This is a genomic window from Polyangiaceae bacterium (assembly GCA_020633235.1).
GTDB lineage: Bacteria > Myxococcota_A > Polyangia > Polyangiales > Polyangiaceae > JACKEA01.
Genome location: JACKEA010000003.1, coordinates 66,255 through 87,429 on the forward strand (window position 1 = coordinate 66,255; position 21,175 = coordinate 87,429).

Here is a 21,175-nt window from a genome sequence, read left to right on the forward strand (position 1 = left end):
TGTGAGGCTCCTCGCGTTTTCGGCTGCCGTGATCCTGCTGGGGTGCTCGGTACAGACGGAAGGCACCGGTCCGGGCATCGAGGCGGACGCCAGCGTCGGGGGCGGCGGGGTCGGCGGCAACGTGGGGGACTCCGGCTGGACCGGCGGCAGCGGTGGCACACCATCCGGCGGTGCAGCAGGCGCTACCGGAGGCGCAGCAGGCGCTACCGGAGGTGCAGCAGGCGCGGCAGGGGCAACCGGCGGTGCGGCAGGCTCGGTCGGCACCGAGGACTGCACCAACGGCAAGGACGACAACAAGGACGGCAAGACGGACTGCGAGGATCCAGAGTGCGGCGCCTTCCAGTGCGCCCCCTCTGCCCCCGGGGGCTGGACGGGACCCGTCGCCTTCGCCCAGGCATCGGCGGAGCCCGCCGCGTGCGGCGGAAGCTACCCGAACGAGGCGCTGACCGGCGGCCAGCTCGCCATCGCGCCAGGCACCTGCCCGAGCTGCGCCTGCGATACCGCCAGCGTGACCTGCTCGAGCCCGACCGTGCGCAGCTACAATGACGACAACTGCGGCGGCAGCGAGCTCGCCAACTCCACCACCGGGGGCTGTCACGGGTTCAGCAGCTCGAGCACGCAGAACTCGTTCCACCTCCAGCTCGGGAGCACCGGGAACAGCTGCACGCCACAGACCACCGGCTCTGCCAACTTCCCCGTGCCAGCGTATTCCAGCCGCGCCCGCGTTTGCGACGGCGAGCCCGCCGGTGCCGGCTGCGCCGGAGGAACGAAGTGCTTGCCCAAGCCCGCGGCACCCTACGCGGTGTGCATCTACCGCAAGGACCCACACGCCTGTCCGTCGGAGTACCCAAACAGCAACGAGATCACGACGGCGTTCACGGACAAGCGCTCCTGTTCCGACTGCAAGTGCGACAAGCCCGTCTGTGGCGCGAACGCCACGGCCACGGATTCCAACGCTTGTACCGGCCCGTCCCTGGGCACGGCGACGCAGGACGACCAGTGCGTGAACCTGACGGACAATCAGTTCATCATGGGAATGAACGTCACGGAGCAGGTGAGCTGCAATCCAGTTCCCAGTGCCGCGCAGGGATCGGTCGACCAGACCATTTACACGGTCTGCTGCTTGTAGCTCAGCCGTCCATGATGGACGAGCGGAGCAGGATGCGCTCCGCCACCTTGTGGCGATACGTGCGGCGATACAGTTCCGCGAGCGTCAAGAACGACACCGTGATCAGCGGACCGTAGAGCAGACCGAACACGCCAAAGCCTGCCAGGCCGCCGATCACGCTGAGGAACACGAGCAAGTCGTGCATACGCGTCTGCGTGCCCATCAAGCGGGTCTTCACCACGTTCTCCAGGAACAGCGCCTGCGCCATGCAGAACAGGAAGAACAGGATCCCCGTCGTCACCTTGCCCACCAGCATCAAGTACACCGTCGCGGGGATCACGATCAGCGAGACGCCCACCACGGGCAAGAACGCGAACAGCGTCATGGCGGCCCCCCACAAGATGGGAGCCGGAATGCCCACCACCCACATGGCGATGCCGCCGAACACCCCCTGCAACACGCTGCCCACGCCGTTGCCCACCAGGATCCCGCGGGACACCTCCTGGAACTTCTGTACCAGGAGCTCCTCTTCTTCGATGGGTAGCGGCGAGAGATCGAACACGAAGCGCTTGAGACGCTGACCGTCGACCAACAGGTAGAACACCATCACGACGACGATCGTGAAATGCACGATGATGGTGACACCGTTGTTGAGGGCCTTGGTGGCCTGGGCCAAGGCAAAGTCGCTGAGGATGCTCGCTGCACGATAGGTGAGCCGATTGACGTGCTCGTCGTTCAGGTGCAGACCCAGCGTGCCCAGCGCGTTCTTGGCGCGCGCGAAAAGATCCACGGCGCCGCCGGGGTTCGCGAGCATGTCTCGCGACGCGTTGAAGGCCGCCAGAGCTTCGATCACGAGGGAGTAGCCGACGATGCTCACCGGGATCGCCACCACCAACACGATCCAGAGGCTGGTGGTGGCGGAGGCGGCCCAGCGCCTGCCCCCCATCCAGCGCAGGATCTTCTCGTAGGTGCCGTGGAAGAGCGCTACGAGCACGAAGGTCGCCACGATGTCCGCCGCAAACGGGCGCATCACGTAGCCCAGCCCGAGCAGCGTGGTGATGAACAGGATGAAAAACCACGTCGGCGCCAGGACCTTGTTGTCGGCCGCAGCGAAGGGCGGGATGGAGGGAGGCGGGGCGTCGGGCTCGGTCATGGGCTCCGTCCGGGACCCGACCCTACCGCCGTCGGGCGAAATGGCCTCGAAACCTGCAGCGGTTCGGGCTCAGCCTCCCTTTTTCTTCTTTTTCTCGGTCAGTACCTGGCCCAGGCGCTCGTGCACATCGCCCCGCGCGGCTTGGCGCTGGGCGATACGGGCCTCGATCTCGAGGTTGGCCTCGACGTCGCTGGCGAGCTCGTCCGCCGCCAGCCGCCCGATGGCCCGCAAGCGGTCACCGAGGCGCTCCGCGAGGCGCTCGCGAATGGCGTCCCGCATCAGCTCGAGCGCGACGTCCTTGGCGATGCGCTGGCCTTCGGCCAGGAGCATTTGGCTGAGCTCCAGATCGAGGAATTCGGTATCTCGGGCCCCTTGCTGGTCGTTCATGCCTGGACGCTACACGTGACTTTCTTCCCGCGTCGAGGGTCGAGGTCCGCAGGGTTGATTCGGCCTCGCGGCAGGGGCATGCCTCCCCGCCATGGCCATCGCCCCGGAGAGCTTCGAGTACTCGGTGGACGCCCAGAGCGGCGTCGCCACCATCACGCTGAACCGCCCCGAGCGCCTGAACGCGCTCACCTTCCAGGTCTACGAGGAGCTGTCCGCCACCTTCGGCGCGCTCGGTCGCGAGCCCGGCGTGCGCGCCGTGTTGATCACCGGCAAGGGCCGCGCCTTCTGCTCCGGCGGCGACGTCGAGGACATCATCGGCAAGCTGTTCGAGCGCGACGCCCAGGGCCTGCTGGACTTCACCCGCCTGACCTGCTCACTGGTCACCGCCATGCGGGGCTGCCGCCGTCCCATCGTGGCCGCTCTGAACGGCACCGTTGCCGGCGCCGGCGCCGTGATCGCCACCGCCGCAGACGTTCGAATCGGCTGCGACAAGGCCAAGATCGCCTTCCTGTTCACCAAGGTCGGTCTCAGCGGTGCGGACATGGGCATGGCCTGGCTGCTCCCTCGAGTGATCGGCTTCGGCAGAGCGACGGAGCTATTGATGACGGGGGACTTCATCGGCCCGGAAGAGGCCCTGCGCATCGGTCTCTACAACCGCGTCGTGCCCCAGGAGGCGCTGATGACGGAAGCCAAGGCCTTCGCCGAGAAGCTGGCTCGCGGGCCCGCCTTCGGGCTGGAGATGACCAAGTCCCTGCTGAACCGAGAGGCCAGCATGGACCTCCCAGGAGCGCTCGCCCTGGAAGCAGAGGCGCAGGCCACGTGCATGCTGCACCCCGACTTCCGAGAAGCCTACGAAGCCTTCGTCGCCAAGCGCCCGGCGAATTTCTCATGAGCATCGAGCTAGAGAGCATCGAGCCCCTCGTCACGCCGGAGCACCGAGCGCTCGCGGCTCGAGCCGAACGCGTTGCCCAAGACGAGATCGCACCGCTGCCGCCCGCCACAAACGACGAAAGCGCACGCCTGCAAGCGCGACAAATCCTCGAAATCCTCGGCAAGAGCGGCCTGCTCCAGGCCGCCCATCCGCTGGATCTTCGCGGCGCGTGCCTGATCCGCGAGACCCTGGCGCATGCCTCGCCCCTGGCGGACGAGGTGTTTGCGCTCCAAGCCTTGGGATCGACTCCCATTGGTTTGGCCGGCGCGGAACCACTCCGAGAGCGCTGGCTCCCCGCAGTGATCCGCGGACAAGCCATGGCTGCGTTCGCCATGACGGAATCGGAAGCCGGCTCCGACGTCGCCGCCATGACCACCCGCGCCCGGCGAGATGGCGAGCACTACGTCCTCGATGGCGACAAGACCCTCATCTCGAACGCCGGCATCGCAGATTTCTACACCGTGTTCGCCAAGACGGATCCGGACGCCGGTCATCGCGGCATCAGCTGCTTCGTGGTCCCGGCAGACACCCCCGGGTTGTCCCTCACGCGAGCGCTGGTGCTCTCCGCGCCGCACCCCCTGGGGGAGCTCGCCTTCCGAGATTGCCGCATCCCGGTCTCCGCCCGCGTGGGCGACGAAGGCGCCGGGTTCAAGCTCGGCATGGCCACGCTGGATCGCTTGCGCACCACGGTGGCGGCGGCGGCGACGGGCATGGCGCAGCGAGCCCTCGACGAAGCGCTGCACCACGCCGTCTCGCGGCGCCAGTTCGGAAGCGCCCTGGGAGACTTCCAAATGGTGCAGAACCGCCTGGCGCGGATGGCCATCGATCTGACCGCGGCGCGGCTCTTGGTGTACCGCGCCGCCCTGGCCAAGGACGCCGGCAAGGAGCGCGTGACGCTGGAGAGCGCCATGGCCAAGGCTTTTGCTACGGAAGCCGCCCAGCGCATCATCGACGACGCCGTACAGATCGTCGGCGGCCGCGGCGTGCTGGCGGACCACCCGCTCGATCGCCTGTACCGCGCCATCCGTCCGCTCCGCATCTACGAAGGCACCACGGATGTACAGCACATCGTGATTGCCCGAGCCCTGCTCAGCCGAGCCCAATCCTGACGACCATCGCCTTTCTTCCGCCGTCACCCACGGCCCTGCTACGATCCGCGGTCCAATCCCCATGCCCCCAACTCGCGGTCCCAGCGAAACCGCACCGCCGTCTGCGGCGGTGTGGTGCCGACACGGCCTCATCGCCGGTGCTCTACTCGGTGCGCTCTTGGGACTGGAGAACCAGCTCATGTTGCGGCTGGACGGCAGCCCGGCGCTGGACGGCTCGGCCCCCGCCACCTGGTTGCAGTCCGCAGCGGCGGTTCTGTTCACGGCCGCGGTCTTGGCGCTGGGAATGTCACTGGTGGCCGTGGCCACGCTGCCTTTGCTGAAAACGTCCGTCGGACGCATCGTGGCGGTGGGCATCCAAGCCGCGTTCATGGGTTGGCTCACCCTCAGCTATCTGGTGAGTGTCCTGTTGCGAACGCTCAGCGGCTCCTATCTCACCGTGGGCGCCATCGAGTTCGGGCTCAACGGCAACAGCCACCTCTTCGAAGCGGCCCTGTCCGGCTTTCGCGTCGAGAGCGTGCTGCTAGTGGCGATGGTGAGCCTGGCGGTGGTGGGCAGCGCGCGCTACGCGCTCCGGGCCCTGGGCAAGCCGCGACCCGCGCGTCGCTCGTTGGGCGTGCCCATGGCGCTGGCCGGTGCCGGCCTGTTACCCGTGACCTTGGTGACCGGTCTCGCCGCCGCCAGCCCGGAGATGGCACTGCTCGCGTCCGCGCTGCCCACTCCTGCGCCCACCGCCGAGGACGACGATCACGGCGCGGCTGCGCCGCCCCCCACGCGGCAGAGCGGCCCGCCCTTGAGCGACGGCGATCGCTGGCTCGCCGCTGCCAACGCACACAAGGGCCAACGCCCCAACGTGCTGCTCACCACGTTGGAGTCGATCGCGCTGTCGCACTTGGGCGTGAACGGCTACCCGCGAAAGGTCACGCCGAACCTCGATCGTATCGCGCGGCAGAGCGTGGTGTTTTCCCGGGCCTGGACCACCGCGACACACTCCAGGAAGCGCGGGTAGTCGAGGTGCTTGTAGACGTCGAGCCCGCTCCCCCGCCTACGCCCAGATGGCGATCCTCTCGTCGCTGTTCCACGACCTGTTCTTCGCCCTCTCCTACCCCACCGCGACCATTTCCAGGTTGCGCTTCGAGACCACGAAGACACCCGTGTATCGCTGGCACGCGCAGAGCTACGACGGTGAGCATCTGGACATCGGCAGCGAACTGGCCGTACCGGACGACGTCACCGTGGACCACGCCCTGCGCTGGATGGACGACCAGGCGAAGCCCTGGGCGCTGTACATGAACCTGCAGGCGACGCACTTCCCCTATCGCATCCCGGCGGGTGAGCCGACGCCCTTCACGCCCACGGAACCCGACGCCGGCAGCTTCAACTACCTCCGCTATCCTCGCAGCGACCGCGAGGTGGCGCTGAACCGCTACGACAACGCCCTCTCTTACGTGGATCGGCAACTCGGTCGCATCGAGCAGCACCTGCGGGCGACGGGGCAGCTGGACAGCACCATCTGGATCATCACCGCCGATCACGGCGAGATGTTCTTCGAGCACGACATGGTGACCCACGGCAAGACGCTGTTCGACTCGGAGGCGCGTGTACCGATCATGGTCCACTGGCCGTCGCACCTGAAGCCGATGAGCGTGGACGCGCCGGTCTCGAACCTGGACGTGATGCCGACCTTCGCCGATCTGGTGGATCTGCCGCCCCACCCGTCGTTCCAGGGCAAGAGCCTGCTCTCGGCAAGCAGTGGCGAGGAAGACGCGCGCGCCATCTACATGAACATCCAGGGCCTGCGAACCTCGGAAGCCGTGGTGTGCTGGCCCTACAAGCTCATCGTGGAGCACGCGGGGGGCCACGTGCGGCTCTTCGATCTGGAGCAGGACCCGGGAGAGCTCCGCGACCTCGCGAGCAAGAAGGTCCGAGTGAGCGAGTCGCTGCGACAAACCCTCCGCGGACAGATGCGCGCGCAGGTCGAGTATCACGGCAAGGACGATTCCTTCCGAACGGTGCGCTACGCGCCGCGCCTCGCCCGTTGCCCGAACGTCGGCGTGCGGCGCACGGCGGAAAGCAGCGGCGACGGCGTGGCGAAGGCGCCCCAGGGACCGCTGCCAAACGAGCCCGCCGCGCTCCCCAAGCCCCCGCCGCGGGTGTTCTGATCAGCCCGGGATCTCGACGTAGTTGAGTAGGTTCTCCAGGTGACGCAGGTGGTCCCGGGTGACCTCCTCGAACCCGACGGCGTTGAACAGATCGTCCGCGGCGCGCTTCACCTCGGCGTGGCCCTCCCCCAAGAACGCTTCTTTCATCGCGGCCGATAGCTCCGGCGGCAAATGGACCGAGGCGGCCAGCACGTCGCCCGGAATCGGGCCGGCGAACTTGAGCACGCGCATGGGAGCGCGACCCCAGCCACTGCTGCGCACGCGACCGGAGTCGTCGAAGTGGGCGTAGGTCGCCCCCACGTCAGCGCGGCCGGAAGCCACTGCCTGCGCGACGGCGTCGTGACTCGCTAGAAACTGCTCCTCGCCGAACAGCTTCTCGAGGTCGAACCCCTGCGCGCGGAGCGACGCTCGGATCACGAGGTAGCCCGCGCTGCTCATGTGATCGACCCACGCCACGCGGGCGCGGCGCAAATCCTCGATGCGCTGCACACCGCTATCCTCCGGGACGAAGAGCGCCGTCCAGTACCACGCGCTGCCCGCGCGCACGGGTGCGACCAGCGGCGTGGCGCTCCCCCGGCTCACCGCTCGCAGCGCGATCATGGGTGGCAGCCACGCGAAATGCAGCGTACCCCAGTGGAGCTCCGCCAACAGATCCGTGTACAGCTCGCACGGCTGACCGCGCACCTTGGTGTCCAGCGCGAGGGACAGCGCGTCGCACAGCACCTCGAGGCGACCGCGGGTGGGCCCCACGGCGCGGGCGGTCGGCCGCAGCGTGACTCGCCCGAGCTCGGAGAGCGCGATGCCGACGCGCAACTCCCGAAGCTCCGAAGAATCCGACCCAGGCATGACTCGTCCCGAGCTTAGCGTGCGGCGGGTTTCTGGCCCACGACGAACGCCTTCACGACACCGTCACCCGCTCGTCGAGGAGCAAGGCGGCCAGATCCAGACTGGAGATGATCCCCGCGAGCTTTCCGCCGTCCACGACCAACAGGCGGTGAATGCCGTGGTCCACCAGCTGGCGCGCGACCTCGGTGATCGGGGTGCTCGGCTCCACGGCCACCACGGCATCCGTCATGACGTCCTTCACCCGCAGCTTCGCGATGCGCTCGGCGACGATCAGACCGGCGCGCGCATCGAGGGCGGAGTCATCGACTTCTGGAGCTCGGATGCCGCTGGCGGCGCGATCGGGAGCTTCGACCAGCTCCGCAAGAGCCCGCGCGACCGAGATTTGCTTCACGATGTCGGAGCGCGCGATCACGCCCACCACGCGCTCGCCGTCCAGCACCGGGACGCCGCCCACGTGGTGCTCGAGCAGGCGGCGCTCGAGATCTGCGAGCGTCATCTCCGGCGTGGCCGTCACCAGCGGCACGCCCTGCATCACGTCCCGCGCGCGGAGCATCAGCTCTCCACGCGCCGCTCGTAGATCACGAGCGCGCCGAAGCCACCCCGGCGTTCTTGTTCCGTGGCCGGATCGCTCGCGTATTTGATGTCTCCGACGACACCCCCCTCCGACACGATGCGTTCGAGCAACTGATTGAGCAGGTCTTCGAACTTGCGCGCGTCGTGCTCGTAGACGTGCGCCACCCTCAAGACTCGGTCGCTGCTGGACATGCCCATTCCCAGGTGCATTCACCGTGCCGTCATCGCCCCACGGTTCACCCCGAGGATCGCGCAGGCCCTGCGTTCGGGGCATCTTTGCAGCGCAGCTTCGGCGCAAGGAGCTACCGTCGGTTTCAATCTCGGTGTACGCGTTCCGTGGCATGTGGCGACCGGAACAGCCAATCCGCCACGACCTGCTCGAGGCACGTTGGCCCACCCGCGATGAAGCGGCGCGCGCGCGTCTGTTCCAACCCCTCGAGAGCGGCCGCCTGAAGCTCACGGAGCGGACTTGGATCCCGGCCATGGTTCCGTGGCGCGCGACGGACGACGGCTTCGTCACCTCCGACGTGCTCGCTTGGTACGAGCGCTTCGCCCGGGGCAAGCCGGGCGCCATCGTGGTGGAGGCGACGGGCATTCGCGACGTGCCCAGCGGCCCGCTGCTCCGCATTGGCCACGATCGCTTCGTCGAGGGCCTTCGAGCGTTGAGCGAGACGGTCCGGCGGGCGAGTGCAGGGCGCACGCGGCTTTTCATCCAGCTCATCGACTTCTTGGCGATCCGCCGCCGGCCCGAGCCCGAGAAGTACTTCTCGCGCCATTTGGCCATCAGTCAGCGCCATCGCGACGCGCTCGCCGGGCGCTTCCAGAGCGACGAGGATTTACGCCGGCTGCTGCCCACCCTCCCTCGCGCCGAGCTCGAGCGAGTGCTGTCGTCCCGGGAGCTTTCAGCGCTGGACTACGGCTACCGCGAGCGCGTGACGGACACGCACCTCGCTCACGTGCGCGACCTGCCGACGACGCTCCCGGGGCTGTTCGCGGACGCCGCCGCACGGGCGGAAGCTGCGGGGTTCGACGGCGTGGAGCTGCACTCTGCCCACGCCTACACCCTCGCGTCGTTCCTCTCTCGCCTCAACGATCGCGACGACGGCTACGGCGGGAGCCTGGAGCAGCGGCTGCGCTTACCCCTCGAGACGTTCCGCGCCGTGCGCGAGCGCGTCGACTTCGTGGTGGGCGCCCGCTACCTCGCCGACGAGTGCATCGAAGGCGGCAATGGCGTGAGCGAAGCGATGGACGTCGGCGTCGCCTTCGCCCGGGCGGGGATGGATTTTCTGTCCCTTTCCCGGGGCGGCAAGTTCGAGGACGCCAAGCAGCCGAAGGTGGGCTGGGCCGCCTACCCCTACACCGGCAAGAGCGGCTGGGAGTGCATGCCGACGACGCTGGCCGACCCCCGCGGACCGTTCGGTCGCAACGTCGACGCCGTATCCCGGATCCGAAGCGCAGTTCGCGGCGCCGGCTTTTCGACGCCGGTGGTCGTGGCCGGTGGCATCGCCACCTTCGAGCAGGCCGAACGTATCCTCGAACGCCAAGACGCCGACGTCATCGCGTCGGCGCGACAATCCTTGGCGGATCCCGACTGGTTCGAGAAAACGCGCCTCGGCCGCGGCAGCGAGGTGCGCCGCTGCGTGTTCACCAACTACTGCGAAGGCCTGGATCAGAAGCACAAGCAGGTCACCTGCAAGCTGTGGGATCGCGAGGCGCTCTCGGAGCCCGACGTGACGCTGGACAAGAGCGGTCGCCGGCGGCTCACGGCGCCCAGATGGGAGCCCGAGTGAAGCGCCGGCTCCTGCTGCTGGCAGCGCTGTTCTGGGCCACGCCCGGCATGGCCGAGGAATCGGCGCCGGTGCGCGTCCGAGCCCAGGCGGCGTGCAGCGACAGCGACGCCTTCTTCCAGGAGATCCTCGCTCGCACGCCCCGCGCGCGCCGCGCGAACGAGGGCGAAGACGCCACGCGCTTCGATTTGACGATCGAAGCGCGGGACGGAAAGTTCCGCGGGGAGCTGGTGGTGGAGAGTGCGGAGGGTGGTCGCGCGACGCGCCGGGTCAGCGCCGCCACCTGTGAAGACGTTTCCCAGGCGCTCGCGTTGGTGGCTGCGCTCGCCATCGATCCCGAAGCAGGGACGCGAGGGAGCGCGCCGGAACCCGCCGTAGCGCCGACTCCGACGGCGCCGCCCGCCGAGCCCGCGCCGACCGTGACGTCCGCTCCCGCCGTCGTTTCCGCGCCGCCCCGACAAGAAGAACCCCCGGAGGATCACTTTCAGATTTTTGTTGGTGTCGGCGCGGAAGCGACCGGTGGCGCCGTGCCGGCGCTGGGCATCGGAGAGCGGGCCCTGGTCGGCGCGGGCTGGTCGTCACCGAGCGTGGTGTCGCCGACGCTGTGGCTCTCTTTCGCGCGCGTCACGGGACACACGGAAACCGACCTCGGTCGCGCGGACATGACCCTCGTCGCGGGTCGCCTCGAAGGTTGCCCAGTGCGCCTCACGCTCGGTCCGCTCTCGGCGCTGCCCTGCGGCGGGGCGGAGCTCGGGCGTCTTTCGGGCCAGGGCAGCGGCATTCGAAACCCCAACGGCGGCGCTGCGTGGTGGGCGGCGGCCACGGCTCGGGGCGCCCTCGAGCTGCGCCCGGGGGCCGGCCTGGCGCTGGCCCTGAGCGGCGGCGCTTTGCTGCCAATTACTCGAGATCACTTCGTTTTCGTCGATGCCGGGGCGGAACGGCTGGCCTTTCGGCCGCCGCCGGTGGCGGGCTTTTTCGGTCTGAGCCTCACGGCGGAGCTTTCGCCATGACGGATTTCGCGATCGATGTCCGGCGCCGCGGCCATGATGAGCACATGGCGGATGGAGCGTCGGCCCGAGCCCGCGACGACCGCACTTCGGAGATCACCATTCGCTCCCAAGTGCAGCAGTCGGACGACGCGCGCCTGACGTCCCTGGTGGAAGCGAGCTTCGACTTCGTGTGGCGGACCCTGCGGCGCGTGGGGATTCCGGAGAGCGACGCGGACGACGCGGCGCAAGAGGTGTTCCTGGTCGCGGCGCGTCGGTTGGGCGACATCGAGGTCGGGCGCGAGCGCGCGTTCCTGGTGGGCACGGCGCTCCGCGTGGCCTCCACACGGCGGCGCTCGGCACGCCGGCGCCCGGAGGCACCGGACGAACGCGTCGGCGAGGCGCGGGACCCGGCGCCGGATCCCGAGACCTTGGCGAGTCGCAGTGAGGCTCGCCGAACCCTCGACACCGTGCTCGACGAAATGTCCGAAGAGCTGCGGGTCGTGTTCGTGCTCTTCGAGCTGGAAGAGCTTCCGGCTCCCGAAATCGCGACGCTGGTGGGCATTCCCACCGGCACTGTCGCCTCGCGGCTGCGGCGCGCGAGAGAGTGCTTTCATGCTGCCGTGCGGCGCTTGCGTGCGCGCGACGCGGCAGGAGGTGGGTCACCATGACCGAGCTTGTTCCGCTGCTCCGAGGCGAAGCCGATGAGCTGGAGATGCAGCTGCTTTCGTCCGCTCGACAAGATGCGCCCTCGCCGGAGGCGCGCGCCCGCACCCTGGCGGCGCTGGGAGTCGGAGGCGCCATCGTGACGACGGCCGCGGTCACGGCCGGAAGCGGCGCGGCCGGCGGCGGCGCCGCGACGGCGGGCAGCGCGACGGCGAAGCTCGGCCTCGCGGTGGTGGTGAAGTGGGTGGGCATCGGCTTGCTCGCCGGCACCGTGACCAGCGTGGGCGCGACGGCGGTCACGTCGGCGCCAGGGCGCGCCGTCGTGGTGGAAGACACGGAAGCGCCCGCGGCGCCCGCGGCGCTGCCCGCCGTGAGGACGCCCAAGGTCGCGTTCGCCGCCACAGCGGAGCCCGAGCGCGCTCGAGGCGAAGTGGCGGTGGCGTCGGCGTCCGCCGCACCAGAAGCAGCTCCGGAGCCCGACGTGGCGGCGGAGGTCGCGCTCTTGGATCGCGCTCGCGGCGCGATGGCCCGGGGCGACAGCGCCGGCGCCATCGCTGCGCTGCGAAAGCACGACGCCGAGTTCAAGAACGGCACGCTGAATCCCGAAGCGGACGTGCTGCGCATCGAAGCGTTGCTGGGGCGCGGGGACAGCGCCAGAGCGGCGGGCGCTGCCCGGGCGTTTCTCGCCAGCCACGGCGAAAGCCCGCTGGTGGGCCGCGTGCGCAAGCTGCTGCAAAAGGCGCAGGCGGCGGAAAAGCCCGCCCCCGTACCCATGAAGGCGGCGGCTTCGCCGGCGCCCGCGCCAGAGCCCGTCGCCCCCGAGCCGGCGCCGGCGGCCCCCGCCACGGCCTCGTTTCCGGTGCAGTAGCGCGTTTTTCGTGATCGTCACGCTGGGCCCTGGCCATCACGCTAGCGAGGTGAAGGCATGAACCGCTTCTTGGGACTCGGGCTTTCGGCGCTTTTGGCGCTCACGGCGTGCAGCGGCAAGCACGTGGAGTTGGGCGACACCGGGACCGGCGGCAACGGCGGCAACGGCGGCACGAGCGGCAATGGCGGCACGAGCGGCAACGGCGGAACCGGTGGCGTGATCCCGCCCGGCCCGAAGAGCGACCAGCTCGATCTGCTGTTCGTGGTGGATAACTCCATCTCCATGGCGGACAAGCAGCAGCTCCTTGCGGACGCTATGCCGGAGCTGATGAGCCGGCTCACCAATCCGCGCTGCGTCAACGCTGCGGGGGAACCCATCGCGCAGCCGCAGTCGCCCACCGACACCTGTCCCAAGGGCAGCCAGCGCGAGATCTCCCCGGTCCGGGACATGCACGTGGGCGTGATCTCGTCCAGCATCGGCGCTCATGGTGGCGACGTGTGCGGCGGGGGAACGGAAGGCCAAGACGACCACGCGCACCTGATCGCGACGGTGCGCTCCGGCCTCAGCAGCTACCAAGACCAGGGCTACCTGGTGTGGGATCCCGACGGCAAGAGCGGCGGCATGACGGACTCCGCCCAGCTGGTGCAGGCCACCACCGAGCACGTGCTCGCCGCCGGAGAGCTCGGGTGCGGCTACGAGGCGCCGCTGGAGGCGATGTATCGCTTCCTGGTCGACCCGGAGCCCCCGGCCGGTGTCATCGTCGGAAACACCGGAGAGAGCGAGATCACCGGCATCGATCAAGAGGTCTTGAGCCAGCGGCAGAAGTTCCTCCGACCCAGCTCGATCCTCACCGTGGTGTTCCTCACGGACGAGAACGACTGTTCCATGCGCGACGACCAGCAGTCCTGGCTGGTGTCCACGAGCGGGTCCAACATCCCCCGCGCCACCAGCGCGTGCGCCGTCGACCCCGACGACCCCTGCTGCCAGAGCTGCGGCGAAGCGCCAGGTCCTGGCTGTCCCGACGTAAACGACGACCCCGAGTGCCAGAAAGGCGCCTACGACCAGACCACCGAAGACACCCCCAACCTGCGCTGTTGGGATCAGAAGCGGCGCTACGGTGTCGACTGGCTCTACCCCGTGGATCGCTATCTGAAGGGTCTCACCAGCAGTCAGATCGAAAACCGCGCGGGGCAGCTAGTCCCCAACCCGCTGCTCGCCGCCCGTGCGCCCGGGCAGATCGTGGTCACCGGCATCGTGGGCGTGCCCTGGCAAGACCTGGCCACCCCGGAGACCCTCGCCGGGTCCGCACCGCTGGCGCTCCAGAGCAGCAGCGCGCTCCAGTGGGCGTGGCTGGTGCCTACGGGCAAGACGCCCCCGACGGACCCCCTGATGCGAGAGTCCGTGGACCCTCGTACCGGCACGCAGCCGTCCACAGGCCAGGCCCTGGCTCCACCCACTGCTGGTCCGGGTGCGAATGGCTCCAACGGCCACGAGTGGTCCCCGGAGCACGACGACCTCCAGTACGCCTGCATCATGCCGCTCAAAGAACCCCGGAACTGTCAGAGCGCGACAGGAGGCTGCGACTGCAAAAGCGCGTGGGAGCCCGGATACTCCAAGAACAGCCCGCTCTGTCAGGTCCCCGGCACCGGCGAGTACACAGGCTACCAACGCTTCGCCAAGGCCTACCCCGGCACTCGGCACCTACAGCTCTTGCACGGCCTCGGCGACCGCGGCGTGGTCGGCTCGGTGTGCGCCAAGACCATCGAGGGCAGCGTGCGGGACGTCGGCTATGGCTATAATCCCGCCTTCACCCGCACCCTCCAGCGCCTCGAGCTGCTCTTGAAGTAGCGGCTATCGTTTGTCAGGCGTCGATCGCGGGGGGACAATGCTGGCATGACCACTTGGCTTCGCCGCACGACGCTCTTCGCCTTGTCCACCGTGGCTGCCGCGAACCTCGCCTCCGCGTGCTCCGCATCCAACGACCAAAACGGTCCCGGCGCGGGCGCCAGCGGCGCGACCGGCGGGACCAGTGGGTTTGGCGGAAGCGGCGGAACCGGTGGGACCAGCGGTACCAGCGGCAGCGCGGGAACGGGCGGCATCATCCAGATCGAAGGCGGCGCGGGCGACGGCTCCACCGGCTTCAACGGCGATCCCAAGACGTGCCAGCAAGCCGCGGATTCCCACACCTACCTGGGCTGCGATTTCTGGCCGACGGTGGTGGCCAACAACGTGTGGGAAATCTTCGACTACGCCGTGATCGTGGCCAACGCCGGCGACACCGCGGCGGACGTGACCATCGAAAAGGACGGGCAACCGGTGGCAACGGGCACCGTGCCTCCGAATGGTCTGCAGAAGTTCTTCCTCCCCTGGGTCAAGGAGCTCAAAGGTCCCCCCGCCAATGCCTTGGGCTCAGCCACGCCGCTGACCACCAGCGTCCGCGCACCCGGCGGCGCCTATCACCTCACCACCACGGTCCCGGTGACGGTGTACCAGTTCAATGCCCTCGAGTACCAACCGGCGGGCGGACCCGCGGGTAAGGATTGGTCCACCTGCCCCGGCAATGGCGGCGTCGGTTGCTTCTCCTACTCGAACGATGCGTCCCTGCTCTTGCCCAGCACCGCAGCCACGGGCAACTACCGCATCACCGGCGTCCAGAGCTGGCCTCAAGCCAACATGGGCGCCTACTTCGCCGTCACGGGGCTGGAGGACGGCACCACCGTCAAGGTGCAGGTGGTGGGCAGCGGACAGATCATTCCCGGAAACGGAGTCCCGGCAACCGCTGGTGGCGGCGTGACCAGCTTCCCCATCGGCCGCGGCGAGGTGGTCGAGGTGCTCGGCAACACCACGGGGGATCTGAGCGGTAGCTTGGTCCAAGCGGACAAGCCGGTTCAGGTCATCACCGGCATTCCCTGCATCCAGGCACCAATTGGCGCGCAAGCCTGTGATCACATCGAAGAGAGCGTATTCCCGGCAGAAACGCTGGGCACGCGCTACTTCGTCAATGCCCCGTCGGGCCCCAACGGCAATGTGGTCGGGCAGGTGGTGCGGGTCTACGGCAACGTCAACGGGACCCAGCTGAGCTATCCGGCGGGACAGCCCGCCGGCGCCCCGACCACCATCAACGACGGTCAGGTGGTGCAGTTCGGCCCCACCGACAAGGACTTCGAGATCCAGGGGGACCACGAGTTCGCCGTCGGCCTGTTCATGTTGGGCGGCAGCATCGTCGACCCCGGCGCCGCGGTCGGCAACCAGAAGGGGGACCCGTCCCAGAGCTTGGCCTTCGCCGTGGAGCAGTACCGCACCAAGTACGTGTTCCTGGCGCCGGACGACTACAGCGTGAGCTACGCCGACATCGTGATGCCCATCGATGCCAGCGCCACGTTGGACGGCACGGCGGTCACGCCGGGAGCTTCAGCGTTGGCCGCGGATGGCTACGCCGTGGCACGGGTCAAGCTCGGCGTCGGCGCCAGTGGTGCCCATGTGCTCATCTCCGACAAGCCCGTCGGCTTGCAGGTCGTCGGCTACGGCAACTACACCAGCTATCAATATCCGGGCGGTTTGAACCTGAAGGGCATCGCGCCGCCACCGCCCCCCATCAAGTAGGTCCGCTACTTCGCAGGGCCGGCCACGTTGGTGAAGCCGACGGCTTCCTCGCGATCGTCCCCACCCACCTGGAACTTCACCCACACGCGGCCGATAGCGGCGTCTACCTTGCTGACTTTGCCGGGCACGAAGGCGCCGAGCGTGGGCACCCGCACGGCGTCCCCGGCCTTGACCTTGGGCACCACCGGCACGTTCTCGCAGTCCTTCGCTGCCAACGCCTTCATCTTGCCCGCGAAGCCCAGACCCAGGATCTGATCTGCGTTGGCGGCCACGCGGATCCAGCGCAGCACCCGGCTCTTGTCGCTGCACGCCACGGTGGTGCCGACGGCGCCAGGCTTGTCCAGCACCCCGAAGCTGCCTTCCGGAAGCTGGTCCACCTTTTCGCCCCAACCGCTCGGGTTATCGAGGGTCATGTCCAGGTAGCGCACCTTCGGCTTTTCCGGCGTGCCGCCCTCCACCACGATGGCCCGCTGCAGCCCCGAGCCGCTGGCCCAGGCGGTGAGCAGAACGTCCCCGGGTTTCGCCGTGACCTTGGGCCCCACCGGCAAGATCAACAGGTTCGGGATGGTCAGCACGCGCCCCGAGAGCGTCTTCACCACGCTGGCCGTGGGTCCCGGTCGCTCGAGATGCGCGCCGTAGTAGATGAACGTCTGCTTGTCGCCGCCGATCTCCAGCGCTTCGTCGATGGCGTTACGCGTGGGCGTCAGCACGAACTCCCCCGCTTTGGCGGAGAGCTCGCCGTTCGGCATCTCGAAGGGCACGGCATCCGGCGCGTTCACCGTGGGCTCCGCCGCGACGCTGGCGGAGGGCGCGGTCGGGGCGGCTTTCTTGACCGCGCTCGTCACCGCAGGCGCCGGGGTCTCCTTGGGCGTCGCCGGCTCCTTCTTTTCGCAACCGGCAGCCAGGGCCAGTAGCACTGCACACACACACACACGTGAGGACATCCGGGCCTTGCTATAGAGCGGATGACCTAGGGCGAAAAGGGCCGTGCTACCCTCAGCGCATGCGTCCCGCCGCTCGTCCCAAGGTCATCATCCGGCACTGTGACACCTATGATGCGGAGCGCATCCGCCGCATCATCCGCGAAGGCCTGGAGGAGCTCGACCTGAGACCCCACGGCCGCACGTTGGTGAAACCGAACCTGGTGGCGTCGGGGCCGCTGTTCCAGCACGCCTTCACCCGTCCGGAGTTCGCCGAGGGCGTGCTGCTCGCGCTCCGGGACCGGGACGACGGCGCCATGACGGAGCTCGCCATCGGCGAACGCTGCGGCATCACCGTGCCCACTCGCGTGGCCTTCGAGGGCGCCGAGTACAACCCCATGATCAAGCGGCTGGGGGTGAAGCAGTACTTCTTCGAGGAAGAGCAGCAGCTCGAGATCCCCCTGTCTCACGAAGGTCGCCTGCGCGACTACCTGTTCACACCGGAGCCCGTGGCCAAGGCCGACTGCTTCGTGAACATCCCCAAGTTCAAGGCCCACCCCTGGACCACCGTCACCTTCTCCAACAAGGCCTACATCGGCATCCAGGACGATCGCCACCGGCTCATCGATCACGACCACCGGCTGGACGAGAAGATCGCGGACCTGCAGTACATCGTTCAGCCGGAGTTCATCGCCATCGACGCGATCATCGCCGGCGAGGGGCGCATGCTCACGCCCATCCCGCGCAAGCTGAACCTGATCGTGATGGGCAACAATCAAGTCGCCTTTGATAGCGTGTGCTGCGCCATCATCGGCGTGGATCCCGCCACCGTGCCGCACATCGCCCTACCCGCTGAGCGCGGCTTTGGCCCCCTCGATCTGGAAGCCATCGAGATCAGCGGAGACGTCACCCTGGAGCAGGCGAAGGAACGCGCCGAAGGTTTCTCCGTGGGCCTGGTCCGGGTGGAGAAGTACTTCGAGGGCACCCACATCAGCGCCTACGCCGGCCCGCCTCCGGAGCCGGAAGCCACGGATTACTGCTGGGGCGGCTGCCCCGGTGCCATCGAAGAGGCCATCGAAATCTTGCGTCTGTACGACGAGCAGGCGGACGAAAAGCTGCCGCACCTGCACGTGGTGTTCGGCGCCTATCAGGGACCCATCGACGCCAAGCCCGGGGAGAAGGTGATCTTCATCGGGGATTGCGCCACCTGGGAAGGGAACCTGGGCGAAAAGCTGGTGCAGATCCGTAGCAAGTACCAGGACCGTTCCCGCAAGGACCCGCACCACGCCAAGCACGAGGACATCTACGTGAAGATGGCGAAGGTCATGAAGAAGCTGAAGGAGAGCGCGGACGAGCAGTACGTGCGCTTCGAAGGCTGTCCCGTGTCCGTCGCGGAGCAGGTTCTGTTCCTGGTGCACTTGGGTGGCCTGAAGAACCCCTACGTGAGTAAGGACAACGCCTGGCAGTTCACCAAGAACTACCTGATGTGGCGGTCTTCCACCGCTTTGCAGCGCCTCACGGGCAAGCCGTACCAGAAGCACGGGCCCTGCCAGCGCGGCGAAGCAGCGCCGGAAGTGAGCCCCACGCCGCCCGGCGAATGATTGCTCAAGGGTTCAGCACCCGAGCCGTTCTTCGAGGCTGATGGCACGGTACGGATGCATGGTGTTTCTCGCTGCCGCGCTGGCGACCTTGGCGCCGGCGGGTGCCGCGGGGGAAAAGGCCAACGCACGGCAACTCCAAGGTGGGAGCAACGGAAAGCACGTACAGCTCGACGCCGAGCGGAGTCTGGATCTTTCGCCGGACGCCGAGCTCGTGCGCGAGCGCGGGCTGCGTCTCGATCTCGACGGCAACGGCTCCACCGTGTTGGTGGACGTGTATCGCTTGGTCAAGGGTCAGGTGGACGTGCGCTTCGCCGGCAAATCCAATACCGCGGTCATGATTCGCGCGCCCCGCCGGGTCACCGCGGTCGCGAAGGACGGTCACTACCGCATGCTCGCCGTGCCCGGGAGCGCCAGCGTCGCTGCCCTGGACAAGGACACCCTCGCCGCCGTGGGCAACGACTGGAAACCGCTGCACGCCGGCTGGGCCCGCAGCGTGAGCCCCGCCAGCGCCGGCACGCCGCGGGCGATCCTCGCGGCCCCCAACGCGCGCGCGGAGAGCGCGCTCATCATAGCGGCCGATGGCACCGCCAACGGCGCCGTGCGCTGGCAGAAGCTTTCCGGCGCAGCGAAGTACTTCGTGGAGGTGGAGCGCGATGGCGAGCGCATCCGATCCCGCGAGACCAAGGACGCCCGCGCGGTGCTCCCGGACTTGACCCCCGGGCGCTACGCCGTGCGCGTTTCGGCGGTCGATGCCTTCGGGCTCGCGGGCGCGAGCTCCGCGGACGCCCGCATCCAGGTCGTCGGTCTCGGGCTGCCGGAAGGCGCACGCGCCGAGGGCGACCACATCTGGCTCGGGCCGAGCCAGCGGGCAGCGTTGGTCGGCGCCGAGGGGCTGGAGATGACCTACGGAAAGTCGAGCTTCTTCGTTCCCGCGGCGCGCAGCGTGGGGCTGAGCCGCGGACGCGCCACCCTGCTCCGGCTTCGCGTCGCACCAACAAAGGAAGAAGCCCGCGTCCACCTCAATCCCATCGAGCTCGCCGCCAAGGTAGAGCTGTCTCCCAAGCTCGCGCGCTGGCCTCGAGACGAGGTGCGCGTCAGCGTCCACGTCACCGCCAAGGGCACGGACGTACCCAAGGTCACCCCCAGCGTCACCATCAACGGCGCTCCGACGAAGGTGAGCTGGAGCCGCAGCGGCAGCTCGCTCTCCGCGGTGGTTCCGCCGGAGAGCAGCGGCGGTCCGTGGGTAGTGCGGGTCGAAGTGCGCGGGCCCCGCGGCCGTGAGCTCGGTCGCGGTTTCTTGGAGATTGCTCCCTCCGCTCCCGAGCGCACTGCCTCCAACTGACGGGCTTGCGGCGCCGCACGCTCCCGCGCATGTTTCTGTCGTGCGCGCCCTGCTTCTCGGCTGTATCGCCCTCGTCTTCGTGGGCTGCAAGCGCGACACCGAACCGCCGGCCTCCGTCCCCACGCGACCGCCGCCGCTGACGGCGTGCCCACACTTCGCGCCGGGCAAGGTGACCGGCCGCGTGGGCGTGAGCGCACTGGTCGAAGCCTCCGGCATCGTGCAGAGTCGCCAGAACGTCGGCGTGTTGTGGCTCCACAACGACTCCGGCAACCCCGCAGTGTTGTTCGCCCTTCGCGAGAGCGGCGAGCCACTGGCAGCGTTTCGACTTTCCGGCGCCAGCTGTGCCGACTGGGAAGATCTCGCCATCGGACAAGAGACGGCCGGCGGCCCTTGGTACCTGTACGTGGCGGACACGGGCACCAATACCTGGCCGCGCAAGCGCACCGTCATCTACCGCGTGGAGGAGCCGCGGCTCACGGGCAAGGAGTCGCCCAAGGAAACCACCCTCGCGGGCGCCACCGCATTCGGCCTGCGCTACTCCGACGACGCCGTGCACGACGCCGAGACGCTGATGTTCGATCCCGTCTCGCGTTCGCTGTACATCGTCACCAAGACCACCACCGGCAAGAGCGGCGTGTATCGCCTGGCGCTGCCCCTCTCCACCGCCCACGACAACATCGCCCAGCTCGTGGGCGACATCGACACGCCCAGCAACGGCGAGCGCGGCAGCGAGCGGGCCACCGGGGGAGACATCTCTTCCGACGGGGGCTTGGTCGTGGTGAAGACCTACACCAGGGTGTACCTCTGGCCGCGCACCAAGGGCGTGACCGTCGAGCAGGCGCTGTCTACCGAGCCGTGCCCCGGCGCCGTGGCCAAGGAAGAGCAGGGCGAGGCCGTCGGCTTCGCGGCGGACGGCAGCGGCTACTTCACCGCCAGCGAAGGCAAGCACCAGCCGCTCTACTTCTTCGCCAAGCAGCCTTGAGCTTGGATTTTGGTCCGGCGCGATCCCCGGCGCGCGGCGCAGAGCAAGCTCCACGAGGAATTGAGTCGCACGCGAGAACCCGGCGAGGCCGAGCGCATGCTTGTCTATCGGATGGAAGAGTCGCGAGACGCGTCCGGTCGGAGCGGTGCAAACA

General features: G+C 68.4%; 20 protein-coding genes. 14 read left to right on the forward strand and 6 right to left on the reverse strand.

What is annotated here, in order from left to right; all coding sequences use genetic code 11:
* The first annotated feature begins 1 nt into the window (after position 1).
* Positions 2–1,129: a hypothetical protein gene (locus tag H6717_17150; protein ID MCB9578759.1), complete on the forward strand. Its 1,128-nt coding sequence runs from the start codon at positions 2–4 to the stop codon at positions 1,127–1,129.
* A 1-nt stretch (position 1,130) separates the two neighbouring features.
* On the opposite strand, the gene H6717_17155 is transcribed toward H6717_17150, so the two are convergent.
* Both H6717_17155 and H6717_17160 read right to left on the reverse strand, forming a co-directional pair.
* Positions 1,131–2,261 carry an AI-2E family transporter gene (locus H6717_17155; GenBank protein ID MCB9578760.1) on the reverse strand — a complete coding sequence of 377 codons (1,131 nt, stop codon included), beginning with the start codon at positions 2,259–2,261 and terminating at the stop codon, positions 1,131–1,133.
* A gap of 69 nt (positions 2,262–2,330) precedes the next feature.
* Complete coding sequence (locus H6717_17160; protein ID MCB9578761.1) at positions 2,331–2,648, reverse strand: hypothetical protein; 318 nt, start codon at positions 2,646–2,648, stop codon at positions 2,331–2,333.
* A 91-nt stretch (positions 2,649–2,739) separates the two neighbouring features.
* On the opposite strand from H6717_17160, the gene H6717_17165 reads away from it, so the two are divergent.
* From H6717_17165 to H6717_17180, 4 genes are all read left to right on the forward strand, one after another.
* Positions 2,740–3,540 carry an enoyl-CoA hydratase family protein gene (locus H6717_17165; GenBank protein MCB9578762.1) on the forward strand — a complete coding sequence of 267 codons (801 nt, stop codon included), beginning with the start codon at positions 2,740–2,742 and terminating at the stop codon, positions 3,538–3,540.
* Positions 3,537–4,688, forward strand: a complete 1,152-nt coding sequence (locus H6717_17170; GenBank protein MCB9578763.1) for an acyl-CoA dehydrogenase family protein — start codon at positions 3,537–3,539, stop codon at positions 4,686–4,688. The genes H6717_17165 and H6717_17170 overlap by 4 nt, the downstream gene beginning before the upstream one ends.
* Positions 4,689–4,845: 157 nt before the next feature.
* The gene (locus H6717_17175; protein ID MCB9578764.1) at positions 4,846–5,694 is read left to right on the forward strand and encodes a sulfatase-like hydrolase/transferase; all 849 of its coding nucleotides are present in this window, start codon (positions 4,846–4,848) and stop codon (positions 5,692–5,694) included.
* 46 nt (positions 5,695–5,740) lie between these two features.
* The gene (locus H6717_17180; GenBank protein MCB9578765.1) at positions 5,741–6,847 is read left to right on the forward strand and encodes a sulfatase-like hydrolase/transferase; all 1,107 of its coding nucleotides are present in this window, start codon (positions 5,741–5,743) and stop codon (positions 6,845–6,847) included.
* On the opposite strand, the gene H6717_17185 is transcribed toward H6717_17180, so the two are convergent.
* Genes H6717_17185 through H6717_17195 form a run of 3 tightly spaced genes read right to left on the reverse strand, consistent with a single transcriptional unit; the run spans position 6,848 to position 8,458 of the window.
* Positions 6,848–7,693, reverse strand: coding sequence for a phosphate/phosphite/phosphonate ABC transporter substrate-binding protein (locus H6717_17185; GenBank protein MCB9578766.1), 846 nt, complete (start codon positions 7,691–7,693; stop codon positions 6,848–6,850).
* Between the two features lie 52 nt (positions 7,694–7,745).
* Positions 7,746–8,246, reverse strand: coding sequence for a CBS domain-containing protein (locus tag H6717_17190; GenBank protein MCB9578767.1), 501 nt, complete (start codon positions 8,244–8,246; stop codon positions 7,746–7,748).
* On the reverse strand, positions 8,246–8,458 hold the full coding sequence (locus tag H6717_17195) for a hypothetical protein (GenBank protein MCB9578768.1): 213 nt from the start codon (positions 8,456–8,458) through the stop codon (positions 8,246–8,248). Before H6717_17195 ends, H6717_17190 begins: the two co-directional genes overlap by 1 nt.
* Positions 8,459–8,607: 149 nt before the next feature.
* Here H6717_17195 and H6717_17200 point away from each other — a divergent pair, with 149 nt between their 5' ends.
* The 6 genes from H6717_17200 to H6717_17225 all read left to right on the forward strand — a co-directional run bounded on the left by H6717_17200 (position 8,608) and on the right by H6717_17225 (position 16,176).
* Positions 8,608–10,056: a tRNA-dihydrouridine synthase gene (locus H6717_17200; GenBank protein MCB9578769.1), complete on the forward strand. Its 1,449-nt coding sequence runs from the start codon at positions 8,608–8,610 to the stop codon at positions 10,054–10,056.
* Complete coding sequence (locus tag H6717_17205; protein MCB9578770.1) at positions 10,053–11,063, forward strand: hypothetical protein; 1,011 nt, start codon at positions 10,053–10,055, stop codon at positions 11,061–11,063. Before H6717_17200 ends, H6717_17205 begins: the two co-directional genes overlap by 4 nt.
* 44 nt (positions 11,064–11,107) lie before the next feature.
* Complete coding sequence (locus H6717_17210; protein MCB9578771.1) at positions 11,108–11,710, forward strand: sigma-70 family RNA polymerase sigma factor; 603 nt, start codon at positions 11,108–11,110, stop codon at positions 11,708–11,710.
* Complete coding sequence (locus H6717_17215) at positions 11,707–12,573, forward strand: hypothetical protein (GenBank protein ID MCB9578772.1); 867 nt, start codon at positions 11,707–11,709, stop codon at positions 12,571–12,573. The genes H6717_17210 and H6717_17215 overlap by 4 nt, the downstream gene beginning before the upstream one ends.
* Before the next feature lie 57 nt (positions 12,574–12,630).
* On the forward strand, positions 12,631–14,421 hold the full coding sequence (locus H6717_17220) for a hypothetical protein (protein MCB9578773.1): 1,791 nt from the start codon (positions 12,631–12,633) through the stop codon (positions 14,419–14,421).
* A 249-nt stretch (positions 14,422–14,670) separates the two neighbouring features.
* Positions 14,671–16,176, forward strand: coding sequence for an IgGFc-binding protein (locus tag H6717_17225; protein MCB9578774.1), 1,506 nt, complete (start codon positions 14,671–14,673; stop codon positions 16,174–16,176).
* A 5-nt stretch (positions 16,177–16,181) separates the two neighbouring features.
* Here H6717_17225 and H6717_17230 read toward each other — a convergent pair whose 3' ends face one another.
* A complete protein-coding gene (locus H6717_17230; protein ID MCB9578775.1) occupies positions 16,182–17,120 on the reverse strand; it encodes a hypothetical protein in 939 nt (312 codons plus the stop codon).
* A gap of 59 nt (positions 17,121–17,179) precedes the next feature.
* Here H6717_17230 and H6717_17235 point away from each other — a divergent pair, with 59 nt between their 5' ends.
* The 3 genes from H6717_17235 to H6717_17245 are packed head-to-tail and all read left to right on the forward strand — an operon-like array spanning position 17,180 to position 21,021.
* Positions 17,180–18,697: a DUF362 domain-containing protein gene (locus tag H6717_17235; GenBank protein ID MCB9578776.1), complete on the forward strand. Its 1,518-nt coding sequence runs from the start codon at positions 17,180–17,182 to the stop codon at positions 18,695–18,697.
* A 40-nt stretch (positions 18,698–18,737) separates the two neighbouring features.
* Positions 18,738–20,039 (forward strand): hypothetical protein, encoded by a 1,302-nt coding sequence (locus H6717_17240; GenBank protein ID MCB9578777.1) that lies wholly within the window; start codon positions 18,738–18,740, stop codon positions 20,037–20,039.
* A gap of 40 nt (positions 20,040–20,079) precedes the next feature.
* A complete protein-coding gene (locus H6717_17245) occupies positions 20,080–21,021 on the forward strand; it encodes a hypothetical protein (GenBank protein MCB9578778.1) in 942 nt (313 codons plus the stop codon).
* The last annotated feature ends 154 nt before the right edge of the window (positions 21,022–21,175 follow it).